Origin of the sequence: Aeribacillus sp. FSL K6-8394 (assembly GCF_038008865.1) — a bacterium.
Taxonomy (GTDB): Bacteria; Bacillota; Bacilli; order Bacillales; family Aeribacillaceae; genus Aeribacillus; species Aeribacillus composti.
In genome coordinates, this window is the sequence record NZ_JBBPAA010000001.1 from 621485 (window position 1) to 633940 (window position 12456).

General features: G+C 39.4%; 10 protein-coding genes. 8 read left to right on the forward strand and 2 right to left on the reverse strand.

Annotated elements, in window-relative coordinates; all coding sequences use genetic code 11:
• Positions 1 to 114: 114 nt before the first annotated feature.
• The 3 genes from NSR00_RS02840 to NSR00_RS02850 all read left to right on the forward strand — a co-directional run bounded on the left by NSR00_RS02840 (position 115) and on the right by NSR00_RS02850 (position 4350).
• Positions 115 to 2175 (forward strand): thioredoxin domain-containing protein, encoded by a 2061-nt coding sequence (locus tag NSR00_RS02840; protein WP_094245617.1) that lies wholly within the window; start codon positions 115 to 117, stop codon positions 2173 to 2175.
• Between the two features lie 665 nt (positions 2176 to 2840).
• Positions 2841 to 3527 (forward strand): 4-hydroxyphenylacetate 3-hydroxylase N-terminal domain-containing protein, encoded by a 687-nt coding sequence (locus tag NSR00_RS02845; protein WP_340786850.1) that lies wholly within the window; start codon positions 2841 to 2843, stop codon positions 3525 to 3527.
• A complete protein-coding gene (locus NSR00_RS02850) occupies positions 3517 to 4350 on the forward strand; it encodes a PucR family transcriptional regulator (protein ID WP_340786852.1) in 834 nt (277 codons plus the stop codon). The genes NSR00_RS02845 and NSR00_RS02850 overlap by 11 nt, the downstream gene beginning before the upstream one ends.
• A 538-nt stretch (positions 4351 to 4888) precedes the next feature.
• Here NSR00_RS02850 and NSR00_RS02855 read toward each other — a convergent pair.
• Positions 4889 to 5590, reverse strand: a complete 702-nt coding sequence (locus NSR00_RS02855) for a Crp/Fnr family transcriptional regulator (RefSeq protein WP_339212551.1) — start codon at positions 5588 to 5590, stop codon at positions 4889 to 4891.
• 172 nt (positions 5591 to 5762) lie between these two features.
• Here NSR00_RS02855 and NSR00_RS02860 point away from each other — a divergent pair, with 172 nt between their 5' ends.
• The 5 genes from NSR00_RS02860 to NSR00_RS02880 all read left to right on the forward strand — a co-directional run bounded on the left by NSR00_RS02860 (position 5763) and on the right by NSR00_RS02880 (position 11080).
• On the forward strand, positions 5763 to 7148 hold the full coding sequence (locus NSR00_RS02860; RefSeq protein WP_340786855.1) for a hypothetical protein: 1386 nt from the start codon (positions 5763 to 5765) through the stop codon (positions 7146 to 7148).
• A 231-nt stretch (positions 7149 to 7379) separates the two neighbouring features.
• Entirely contained in the window at positions 7380 to 8069 is a 690-nt protein-coding gene (locus NSR00_RS02865) for a Yip1 family protein (RefSeq protein ID WP_157727940.1), read from the forward strand.
• 7 nt (positions 8070 to 8076) lie between these two features.
• Complete coding sequence (locus NSR00_RS02870) at positions 8077 to 9204, forward strand: efflux RND transporter periplasmic adaptor subunit (protein ID WP_063389625.1); 1128 nt, start codon at positions 8077 to 8079, stop codon at positions 9202 to 9204.
• Entirely contained in the window at positions 9201 to 9890 is a 690-nt protein-coding gene (locus tag NSR00_RS02875; RefSeq protein ID WP_063389626.1) for an ABC transporter ATP-binding protein, read from the forward strand. Before NSR00_RS02870 ends, NSR00_RS02875 begins: the two co-directional genes overlap by 4 nt.
• The gene (locus NSR00_RS02880; RefSeq protein ID WP_327855902.1) at positions 9887 to 11080 is read left to right on the forward strand and encodes an ABC transporter permease; all 1194 of its coding nucleotides are present in this window, start codon (positions 9887 to 9889) and stop codon (positions 11078 to 11080) included. The genes NSR00_RS02875 and NSR00_RS02880 overlap by 4 nt, the downstream gene beginning before the upstream one ends.
• Positions 11081 to 11183: 103 nt before the next feature.
• Here NSR00_RS02880 and NSR00_RS02885 read toward each other — a convergent pair whose 3' ends face one another.
• A complete protein-coding gene (locus NSR00_RS02885; RefSeq protein WP_340786858.1) occupies positions 11184 to 12353 on the reverse strand; it encodes an FtsW/RodA/SpoVE family cell cycle protein in 1170 nt (389 codons plus the stop codon).
• Positions 12354 to 12456 lie beyond the last annotated feature (103 nt).

Below are 12456 nucleotides of genomic sequence, written 5' to 3' on the forward strand. Positions count from 1 at the left end.
CAGATCGCAGACTTCCATTTCAAAAATGACATGATCCTTTAAGCGAATTTTTTTACTTGAATTTAGGGCAAGGCTATTATGAAAATAAAAATTCATGAGAAAAGAAGGTGTCGTATGTCAACGAACAATAAACCTAACCGATTAATCACTGAAAAGTCTCCGTACTTGCTTCAGCATGCTTATAATCCTGTTGACTGGTATCCATGGGGATCAGAAGCTTTTGAAAAAGCAAAAAAAGAAAACAAACCTTTGCTTGTCAGCATCGGCTATTCAACCTGTCACTGGTGCCATGTCATGGCTCATGAAAGCTTTGAAGATGAAGAAGTTGCAAAGATATTAAATGAACGGTTTGTCGCTATAAAAGTAGATCGTGAGGAGCGACCAGATATTGATTCCATATATATGAGGGTATGCCAGATTCTCACGGGGCAAGGCGGATGGCCGCTCAATGTATTTATCACACCGGATCAAAAACCTTTTTATGCAGGCACTTATTTTCCTAAGCAAAGCCGTTTTGGCCGTCCGGGATTTATCGATGTGTTGCAGCAGCTTTCGGAAATTTATCAAAAAGAGCATGAAAAAATTGAAAAGACAGCAGCACGCATAACGGAAGTTTTAAATAAAAATGCCAGTCGAAATAAGAAAGGTGAGCTGAAGCAAAGCGTTCTTCATGAAACGTTTCATCAGCTTTCAAGCAATTTTGACACAATTTATGGAGGGTTTGGTCAGGCACCGAAGTTCCCCATTCCTCACATGCTCATGTTTTTAATGAAATATCACGAATGGACTAAACATGAAAATGCTCTTTATTTTGTGAATAAAACGCTTGTGCAAATGGCAAAGGGAGGGATTTGGGATCATATCGGCTTCGGATTTGCCAGATATTCGACAGATGCCATGTGGCTCGTTCCGCATTTTGAAAAAATGCTGTACGATAATGCCCTTTTGCTTTATACATTCTCCGAGGCCTATCAAGTGACCCAAAACCCTCAATTTAAAACAATTGCAGAACAAATTATTGAATTTGTCCGACGGGACATGCGGAATGAATCAGGGTCTTTTTATTCTGCCATTGATGCAGATTCTGAGGGGGAGGAAGGGAAATTTTACGTATGGACAAAACAGGAAGTGGTAGAGATTCTCGGGCAGGAATTAGGCGAACAGTTTTGTCATATTTACGATATAACTGAAGAAGGGAACTTTGAAGGAAAAAATATCCCGAATCTCATTCATACGAATGAAGAAAAAGCGGCAATGACCTATCAAATGGAGCTGGAAGAGCTGAAAGAGCAATTGGAGCAGGCGAGACAAAAGCTTTTTGAAAAACGAATTGAAAGACCGTTTCCACATGTTGATGATAAAGTGCTGACCGCGTGGAATGCTCTCATGATTGCTGCACTAGCAAAAGCAGGAGCTGTTTTTGATCAGGAAGCATATATCGAAATGGCAAAAAAGGCGCTGGATTTTATTGAAAATCATTTAATTGTAGACGGAAGAGTTATGGTGCGCTATCGCGATGGCGAAGTAAAACAACAGGCGTTCATTGATGATTATGCATACCTTCTTTGGGCCTATATCGAAATGTATGAAGCGACATTTAATTTAACTTATTTGCATAAAGGTAAACAGCTTGCTGATAAAATGATTGATCTTTTTTGGGATCAAGAAAATGGCGGATTTTTCTTCACAGGTCATGACAGTGAAGCAATGCTTGTCAAGGAGAAGGAAATTTATGATGGTGCGCTCCCTTCAGGAAACAGCGTTGCGGCCTTCGCGCTTTTGAAATTGAGCAGGCTGACCGGCAATTTGGATTTACACGAAAGCGTTCAGCAAATGTATTCTATTTTTAAAGAGGAAGTGGAGAAATACCCAAGCGGTCATACGTTTTTCTTGCAAAGCCTTTTGATGGAACAGCTGCCGCAAAAAGAGGTTGTCATTATTGGTCCGAAAGATTGCAGCAAAAGGAAAAGATTATTGAATCGTATTCAACAGGCGTATACAATGGAACTTTCAGTGTTAGTTGCTGAAGATCCAAATCAATTTGCACAAATTGCGGAATTTGCGAAAAATTATCGCATGATCAATAATGAAACAACTATTTATATATGTGAAAACTTTGCCTGCCAACAGCCGACAACAGATGTAGAGGAAGTTATAAATACATTGAACTTATAATGAAAATGTACGATACTATTATCCCCGACAGGCAGACAGTAAAAAACGATGCATTTAATACGATGTTCTGAAAGTCTGCCTCGGACTGGGGTTTTTATGTGAAAGGACAATCCTGAAAACGGGGAGTCGTTCGTTTGCAGTTTAAAGAGCACTTTCTGATCGGTGACTTGATCCGATTGCTGACGATTCGGCTTCTGACAGCGCAGAAGAAACGCTGATCTTATCGGCGGTGCCGCAAACATATTGGAATAAAGAGCAATGCCCAGATAGCACAAGGGATTAAGAAAGTTCACATTGCTAGGTCATTGAAAGATCAGCGGGAAATGTGATTACAACATTTCAGTACATTAGACAGGGATATGTATGAGCATTATATTAAAAGACGCCTGGAGACTATTCACCGGAAGCAATCGAAGCCAAGATATGTATGAATATTATTTGAGAAGACTGTCTCACGCTCAAATCGCCAGCTTGTTGCCATTTTGACGCAATGCTGGTGTTTGGCAATGAGGCAGTCTTTTTTGTGTATTTTCAACAACAATTGTTTAGTTTTCAATGATTTTTCAACAAACGCTGTCATTGTCTGAAAATTCAAATCAATTATATGATAGAACCGTAGAGGAAATACCAGTTCATTATATTTTCATTTAGGAAGGTGATAAAAGATGATGAATGGTAAGGAATATTTAGAAAGTTTAAGAGATAACAGGGTTGTTTATTTAAATGGAGAAAAGATTGATGATGTTACAACACATTCTGCCTACGAAAACTCTGCTCGCTCCATAGCAAGAATGTATGATGCTCTTCATGATGAACAGATGAGAAAAATTTTAACGACGACTACTGAAGAAGGCTATCAAACTCACAAATTTTTTAAAGAACCAAAAAATGCTCAAGATCTTTTAGAAGCAAGAGATGCGATTGCACAATGGGCCAAGCTGAGCTATGGCTTTATGGGGCGCACCCCTGATTATAAAGCTTCTTTCACAGCACATTTGAAAGCGTTTGCGGATTATTACGAAGGTTTTGAGGACAATGCGCGAAATTGGTACAAAAAAACAACAAAAGAAGTTCCGTTTATTAACCATACGATTATTAATCCGCAGGTCGACCGTTCAAAACCTCTTCATGAAAATAGAGATGTTTATGTTCGCGCTGTAAAAGAGCGGGATGACGGTATTATTGTAAACGGTGCCAAAATGGTGGGAACGGCAGCTGCACTAACTCATTATAACTTCGTCTCTAACTATGGAGCTCAAGATTTAGGAGATGGTGATCAAAGCCATGCACTCGTCTTCTTTGTACCGATGAATGCGCCTGGCCTCTGTCAGTTCGGTATGCTTGCTCAATGAAAAAGCGAAGCTAGAATCGTATGAACGGATTAAAGGATTTTTTTTAGAGGAAATCATTAATGCGGGACAACAAAGCAATTACCACGACTTAATCATGAAAGCTAGTTTAATAGGAGTGGATTTATCCAAGCCTTTTTATATCTGTGTGCTGGATTGCCGGTTTCAAGAAGAGGATTTATCGAAAGAGCTGGAAATGCAAAAAGAAGTTTTAAGTTTTCTTTCCGCTTACAGCAATGATCAAAAACAAAACATGTTGATTGGCCAGCGTGCAAAACATCTTATTTTGCTGGTTACAGCAGATCAAGTTGCCAAAACAGGTATACAAACATGGTTGTCAAAAATCGTTGATTTACTATCTTCACAATTCTCTACTATTAAATTTTACGGGGGAATCAGCTCCAAAGCAAACAATGTGTCAAATGCCGGGGAAGCATATAAAGAAGCACTTACAGCGGTCAGGGTATCATCGAAGCACCAACAAATCATTTCGTTTGAATCGTTAGGGGTTGTTGGTGTGCTGATTAATGAAAAGAATGAACAAGAGGTAAAAAAAATGGCCAAAGCTTGCCTTGGAAACTTAAAACTGGATGATCCAAAAAATATCGAGTTCCTGCGAACATTGTACATCTTTCTAGTCAATGGCGGTAACTTGGAACAGACAGCGGCAGATTTGGCGTTATCCATCAGCGGATTGCGTTACAGGGTGAGCAAAATCGAAAGCATTATTCAGCAGGAACTGCGAAATCCTATGATTCATCATCAACTTCTTTTATCGATCCAGTCATTAATGATGATTGGAGAGATCGATATCGGCATTAAATAATGAAGGCACTAAAGGTACGGACATTTTCCTGCATGGGAATGGCACCGGTTGTGCTTTTGTATTCATAATAAAAGTTTCATATGGAAATTCTAAAATTTGCAGGAATCAAGTGCAAATTTTGAGTTAAATTCCATTTGGTATCCCCTACTCAGGTAGACAAAAAAAACAGATGCATTTCATATGATGTGTAAAGAGTCTGCCTGGGATGGGGTTTTTAATGGCAAAGAAAAAACAAAACCTCAAATCAGGAACCTTTCATTTGAAGGAAAAGATTAAAGACACTTATATGAAGCACACCCCGAAACGATCGAACAGGTTCTCATTTTTTTAGCCTTAGCCGCTTTAAAAAATGCCTGTCCTGCGATCGAATCATTGTCCCGGCATAGTATTCCCTATTTTCATTGTTTTACTTGACAGAATATATGCACGACTAGATCTTTGTTAAATGAAAAATAAATAAAGAAAACTGGCGATTTGCCAGTTTAAAGTTCCGGCTCCATCTCTGAAAGACAAGGCGCATATAAGATGTTTTTACAATTTAATCAATTCGGCAGTAGGAAACGGGGCAATTTTCACAATTGATTGCATCTTTTAAATATTGAAGATCGTGAATGGTGATTTTTTTATTTTGAAAAGAAATTACGCCTTTTTTCCGCAAATTGCTCAACATTCGATTGATGCTTTCTCTAGTTGCTCCGCAAAAATTCGCAAGCTCCTGATTGGTCATGTCGATATTGATGAGAATGCCATTTTCAGTTTCTACTCCATAGGTGTTCGCCATTCGTATGAGTGTGGAGTATAAGGCACCTTTCTTCCCGTTTAAAATCAAATCGCGGAATTTTGTTTGAGTAATTTGATATTGCTCGCTCATCCATTTTAGGAACGAAAGGCTAAGATGCGGATTTTCAAACAGTTTGCATTCTAATCGTTCTTTTTTTATGAAATAAATAGAACTGTTTTCCAAAACTTTTGCGTTAAATATGTGCTTCGGGTCATTTGAAAAAATAGAAAATTCACCAATAAGGTCGCCTTTTTTGCAGATCTTTAGCGCCAATTCTCTTCCATCTGAAGTTGTTTTGCTTATTTGCACCAAGCCGGATTGGATGCAATATAATTCATGAACCTCCATGCCTTCTTGAAAAAGATACGTCCCTTCCCTCACGTTTATAATTCCGTCGAAATATTCATGCAAAGCACTCAATGGATCGGTTAAGAATGGATCCGCCACTTGTTTGACCATTATAAAACCTCCTTTCAAGAAGGAAACCATCTATATACCAATATTTTACCAGAACCTAGGAATCTTGATTGTGAAAAAATGGTGAATTGTGATGTAAAGCACATTTTTTTGAATAAAAATTAGGTGATTACAAAAAAATAAAATGAATTTAAATGATAAGGAGGGATAAAGAGTGCCGCAACGCATTCAATCGTATGTAAATCAAGCGCAGCAAGCATTGCAGCAGATTCAACAAATTGCCAAAGTACTGAAACAGCAAGAACAGCAAAACGCTAATCAAGCATTTAGCTCAAATCAATTTACAGCACAACAGACACAAGCATTTGGACAAAAGGAACAAAATGCGGTGCAAAATTTGCAGCAAATTGAAAATTTGGCTCAGTCGCTTCATAGTCAAGCACAGCAGCTGCAAAATTATCAACCAAAAAACCAGTATCAAGCAGTATACCAAGCTCAACAACCGCAAAATCAATATCAAACGCAGCAAGCATCCGGCTTCAGCTTTAATCCGTTAAGCGGACAAGCGAGCCAAACGAATATCAATGAAGTGCGCCAGCAAAATCAGCAATCAGCACAGCAAATACCGAACCAATATCAAACGCAGCAATCATCCGGCTTCAGCTTTAATCCGTTAAGCGGACAAGCGAGCCAAACGAATGTCAATGAAGTGCGCCAGCAAAATCAGCAATCAGCACAGCAAATACCGAATCAGTATCAATCGCAGCAATCATCCGGCTTCAGCTTCAATCCGTTAAGCGGACAAGCAAGCCAAACGAACGTCAATGAAGTGCGTCAGCAAAATCAGCAATCAGCGCAGCAAATACCGAACCAGTATCAATCGCAGCAAGCGTCCGGCTTCAGCTTTAATCCGTTAAGCGGACAAGCGAGCCAAACAAACGTCAATGAAGTGGGCCGGCAAAATCAGCAATCAGCGCAGCAAATACCGAATCAGTATCAATCGCAGCAAGCATCAGGCTTCAGCTTCAATCCGTTAAGCGGACAAGCGAGCCAAACGAATGTCAATGAAGTGCGCCAGCAAAATCAGCAATCAGCGCAGCAAATACCGAATCAATATCAAGCGCAGCAATCATCAGGTTTCAGCTTCAATCCGTTAAGCGGACAAGCGAGCCAAACGAACATCAATGAAGTGCGCCAGCAAAATCAGCAATCAGCACAGCAAATACCGAATCAGTATCAATCGCAGCAAGCATCCGGCTTCAGCTTCAATCCGTTAAGCGGACAAGCGAGCCAAATGAATGTCAATGAAGTGCGCCAGCAAAATCAGCAATCAGCACAGCAAATACCGAACCAATATCAAACGCAGCAAGCATCCGGCTTCAGCTTCAATCCGTTAAGCGGACAAGCGAGCCAAACGAATGTCAATGAAGTGCGCCAGCAAAATCAGCAATCAGCACAGCAAATACCGAATCAGTATCAATCGCAGCAATCATCCGGCTTCAGCTTCAATCCGTTAAACGGACAAGCGAGCCAAACAAACGTCAATGAAGTGCTCAAGCAAAATCAGCAATCATCGCAGCAAACCCAAACTCCATTTTAAAAAAACGCGGCAAGCAGGAGCAAATTAGAGCTAAACAACATGCGGACAAAATGATAACCAAAGAGTTAATAACCTGTAAAAGACCGTAGAATGTATTTCTGCGGTCTTTTCATCATGTTAAGGAAAGTTTTTCGAAATATTTGTAAGAAATTCAAAAAATGTGAAACTTCATTCTTATCAATCTCGTAAAATAAATTGAAAATAATCATTATAATGGAGGAGATGACTTTAATGAGTGAGCAACTGAACATTCAGCATTCAAATGAAAAAGCGGATAAACCGTCGTTGTTAGGGATTGTGACAAGTCCGATTGAGACGCTTGAGCGGATCAAACAACAGCCAAAAGTATTGCTTCCATTAATTGTTGTCATTATTATTTCATCTTTGGCAGCTTACCTTTCAGTGTTATCAGTCGACTATAGCATCGTGGAAGAGGAATTAGGTGCAGAAGGAGCAGCTTACGTCGGCGCATTTACAAAAGTCGGTGCACTTGTGTTTGGTATCATTGGCGGACTTATTACACTATTGATTTCGGCACTCATTCTTTTTGCCATTGTAAAAATTGCCGGAAAACAAATTCGTTTTAAACAAATGTTTTCAATGACCGTTTTTATTTCTCTTGTTACTTCAATAGGAACTCTGTTAAATGCGATTATTTTATATTTTGTCGGTGGAGGAGACATCACTAATCAAGTATTTACTAGTTTAAACAGTATTGTAGGAGCTGAAGGGGCGCTTGGATCATTTTTGTCATCTATCGAAATTTTTGGAATTTGGGGAACAATATTGACCGCTTTTGGGCTTCATCATGTAGGTCAACTGTCAAAAGGTGCATCTTGGACTATTTCAATCGTTTTATTCATTCTTGGTAGTCTGCTATTGACATTATCTGGAGCAACACAATCATTAGTGGGGGCATAGTAATAGTATGAGAAAGAAAGTTTTGATCGGTGTAGGAGTAGCAGTTATCATCGCTTTATTTGTTGGGATCAGTATTTTTCGTGCTGCATCGAAGGAAAATCCGACTGTAGAAACAGTCAAATTGGAGCAAAAAGAAATTACCGGGAATGTTATGATTCCCGGTACTCTTCAATTAATGAATGAACAAAAAATTTATTATGATGCTGAAAGAGGAAAGATCAAAAAAATCCTTGTCAAAGAAGGGGACAAAATAAAAAAAGGAGCACCTCTCGTCATTTATGAAAACGAACAATTAGAGCTTGAAAAGGAACAGGCCAAGCTTTCGATTGAACAAAGCTATATCAAACTAGATCAAATCAATGAGCAGTTGGATGATCTGAAGAAAAAAGAAGAAGAATTGAAAAAACAAGTCGGTAAAGAAGAAGCAGAAAAGCAAATAGAAAATGAAAAAAATCAACTGCAAATGGATAAGAAAATGACGAATCTTGAGCTTAAACAACAGAAGATTCAACTGGAAACAGTAGAAAAGAAGATTTTAGAACTTGAAGTGAAAAGCGAAGTTGATGGAATTGTGATTACCGTAGATGAAGACGCAGCAGTAGCAATGGGCGAAAATGTGAAGCCGCTCATACATATTGGCAGTTTGAACAAAATGAAAGTGGAAGGGGTCATTTCTGAATACGATTCTTTAAAAATTAAAGAAGGTCAGCCTGTAGTTTTAAAATCTGATGTGGTGCCTGATGCAAAATGGAAAGGAAAAGTATTGAAAATTGGCATTTTACCTCAACAAGGCAGTGAGATGGCGGCGGAAACAGGAAACGAGGCTGTCCAGTATCCAGTGGAAGTTCTTGTCCAAGATCAGAACATCCCGGTGAAGCCTGGCTTTAAATTGATTATGGAAATTGAAACGGAAAGAAAAAAAGCGAATGTTATTCCTCTTACCGCTGTTCAACAAGATGATGATCAACAATATGTTTATGTAGTGAAAAACGGAAAAATAACAAGAAAAGAAATTAAAACCGGTACTTCAACCGATGAATATATTGAGGTGACGAGCGGTTTAACAAAAGATGATGAAATTGTTCGTGAACCATCTGATGAAATCAAAGCAGGCGTGGAAGTGACAATCAAATGATCAAGCTGGAAGATGTGACGAAATCTTATAGAAACGGTAAAGAAACAATGGATGTGCTCAAAAAAATCAATTTAGAAATCCGGCAGGGGGATTTTGTGGCCATTATGGGGCCGTCCGGTTCCGGCAAATCAACTCTCATGAATATTATTGGCTGTTTGGACCGCCCGACATCAGGTGCTTACTATTTTGAAGGGAAGGATATATCGTCCCTTGATGATCAAGAATTGGCCAAAATACGCAACAAGAAAATCGGTTTTGTTTTTCAGCAGTTTCATCTTCTGCCGCGGTTGAGCGCCTTAAAAAATGTAGAGCTGCCAATGATTTACGCCGGCATTGGAAAAAAACAGCGGGATGAACTCGCTAAGCAGGCTTTAATAAAGGTTGGACTCGGCGATAGAATTCAGCATATGCCAAACGAATTATCGGGAGGCCAAAAACAACGGGTGGCAATAGCTCGAGCCATTGTGAATAATCCAAAGCTCATTTTGGCAGATGAACCGACTGGTGCATTGGATACGAAAACAAGCGAAGCAATTATGGAACAATTTACAATGCTAAATAAAGAAGGGACAACCATCATTGTCGTAACGCATGAACATGAAGTGGCTCAATTTGCTAAGCGTACGATTGTAGTAAGAGATGGAGAAATTTTACAAGAAGATTTGGGACGGGGGAGCACATTATGAATTTGATGGAAAATTTTCGGATGGCGTTTTCCTCCATTCTTGCCCATAAGCTCCGTTCAATTCTGACAATGCTAGGAATAATTATCGGTGTCGGATCTGTTATTTTAGTTGTAGCAATCGGCCAAGGGGGCGAACAAGCCTTAAAAGCCCAAATTGCAGGCAGCAGCAATACGATAGAAGTGTATTATCAACCAAGTGAAGAAGAGTTGAAAGCAAATCCGAACGCAATGTTAGTGGATCCGTTTACCCAAGAAGATGTTGAAGCGTTGAAAGAGATCCCTGAAGTTAAACAGGTTGTTGCTTCCACGACAAGTTCTTATCAAATAAGGTATAAAGAAGAAACAATCGATGCCACGGTCTATGGGATCAATGCTGCATATATGGATGTCAATCAATTAAACATTCATAAAGGCCGACTGTTTACGGAAGCGGATTTTTTAGGCGGCAGACGTGTTGCGATTATTAGCGACCAACTAGCAGAAGATTTATTTAAAAAACATAATCCGATTGGCGAGGTCGTTTGGGTATCGAATCAGCCGTTCGAAATTATCGGCATACTTGAAAAACCGACAGGAATTTTTGCCTTTGGCATGTCGGAAATTTACACTCCATGGACGGCTTATCGAAATGCTTTCGGTCAAACGAATTATACGCAAGTAACGCTTGAAGCAGTTAGTGCAGACGAAATCAAAGCTGCAGGGGAAAAAGCTGAACAATTGCTAAACGACATGCATCAAACAGAAGATTCGTATCAAGTGGTGAATTTTGAAGAAATTGCAGAATCCATCGGCCAAATTACCCGTATTATGACCATGATTATCGGAAGCATAGCCGGAATTTCCCTCGTAGTTGGCGGCATCGGTGTCATGAACATCATGCTCGTCTCCGTCACCGAGAGAACGAGAGAAATCGGCATCCGCAAAGCTCTTGGTGCAACAAGGAGACAAATTTTGCTGCAATTTTTAATTGAATCGATGACATTAACATTAATTGGGGGAACTTTAGGGATTTTATTAGGTGCAGGAATTGCATCCATCATTTCCATTTTTGCCGGTTGGCCATCATTAGTATCATGGCAGGTTGTCGTCGGCGGACTTTTATTCTCAATGTTTATTGGGATTCTCTTTGGACTATTGCCGGCAAACAAGGCGGCAAGATTGGATCCAATCGAATCGTTAAGATATGAGTGATACAGAAAGCTGCTGGCTCTGCCTTCCATAGGCGAGAAAAATTCATGCTAATACAATCTGTTTTTTAAACAAAACAAAAAAGGTGTCCAACTTTATTGGACACCTATTCTTTTGAAAACATAGATACTCGATGGTGCCATCGGATACTGAAAATCAATCCGATCGCCATCATGCTGCCAATAAGGGAGCTTCCTCCATAGCTGATAAAAGGAAGCGGTATACCTGTAATCGGCAGAAGGCCAATCGTCATGCCGACATTTTGAAATACATGGAAGACAAACAAGCTGATGACGCCAGTACAAAGATAGCTGTTAAACGGTTCAGTTGTTTCAATTGACACTTTAATGATGTGATAGATTAATAAGAAAAATAAACTAATGACAATACTAGTGCCGATAAATCCAAATTGCTCCCCAATCACACTGAATATAAAGTCGGTGTGGTTTTCAGGGATATATACTTGTCCATGCCCAACCCCTTTTCCGAAAATTTGGCCAGATCCGATAGCTTTTAGAGAATTGAGCAAATGATAGCCTTCATCGCTTTTATATCCTTCGGGATTTAACCATGCATAAATCCGGCCGAACTGATATTGCTTGACACCTAAATATTTGGCAAGAACTTCAGGCATTCGCAATACAAGATAAAAAATTGTTGCAGCAAAGAGGGTTACGATGAGGAACCCTAATGTAAGAATCCGCCAAGATATGCCTGAAACAAGAATAAGGCCGGCTAAAATGGCAAACATGACAAGCGCAGTCCCAAAGTCAGGCTGCAGTATAACGAACAATACCGGTACTGCTGTCGTCACACCCATTTTACATAACAAAATGAGATCGGTTTGAATAGTTCGATGCAAATACTTTTGATGATGCTTGCAAATAATATGGCTCAACGCAATGATTAAGAAAACTTTCATGATTTCTGAAGGCTGAAACGAAAAACCGGGAAGAGTAAACCATGCTTTGGCGCCATTTCTTTCTTCTGCGATTTTTTCGGGAGCAATCATTAGCAAAAATAGAAGAAAAATTCCAAAACCGTATAAATACCATGTCATTTTTTGAATTTGTTCTGAATCGAACATCATGACAACACCGGCAATAAGACAGCCGGCTGCATAGAAGGCAATTTGCCTAAAAATAAAATCCACAGCATATTGTCCTGAAGTCGTTTGCGCTCCGTAAATGGCCACGCAGCTCGCGCAAAATAGTAGAAATATAATAAATGCTAATTGATAATCAAACCGCGATTGCGCCTTTTTGTTAGAATCCATGAAGCCCACCAACTTTATGAAAATGATTTTTTTAGAAGAGTAGAATTTCCTTATGTTAGACGAATGGTAAAAGCGAAAGGTTTCAAGCGCAAGTACGTTTATT

What these genes read in the sequence shown, in the direction of transcription:
- NSR00_RS02840 (WP_094245617.1), top strand. Translation starts at nt 115, where the DNA reads ATGTCAACGAACAATAAACCTAACCGATTAATCACTGAAAAGTCTCCG.
- NSR00_RS02845 (WP_340786850.1), top strand. Translation starts at nt 2,841, where the DNA reads ATGATGAATGGTAAGGAATATTTAGAAAGTTTAAGAGATAACAGGGTT.
- NSR00_RS02855 (WP_339212551.1), bottom strand. Translation starts at nt 5,590, where the DNA reads ATGGTCAAACAAGTGGCGGATCCATTCTTAACCGATCCATTGAGTGCT.
- NSR00_RS02865 (WP_157727940.1), top strand. Translation starts at nt 7,380, where the DNA reads ATGAGTGAGCAACTGAACATTCAGCATTCAAATGAAAAAGCGGATAAA.
- NSR00_RS02870 (WP_063389625.1), top strand. Translation starts at nt 8,077, where the DNA reads ATGAGAAAGAAAGTTTTGATCGGTGTAGGAGTAGCAGTTATCATCGCT.
- NSR00_RS02875 (WP_063389626.1), top strand. Translation starts at nt 9,201, where the DNA reads ATGATCAAGCTGGAAGATGTGACGAAATCTTATAGAAACGGTAAAGAA.
- NSR00_RS02880 (WP_327855902.1), top strand. Translation starts at nt 9,887, where the DNA reads ATGAATTTGATGGAAAATTTTCGGATGGCGTTTTCCTCCATTCTTGCC.
- NSR00_RS02885 (WP_340786858.1), bottom strand. Translation starts at nt 12,353, where the DNA reads ATGGATTCTAACAAAAAGGCGCAATCGCGGTTTGATTATCAATTAGCA.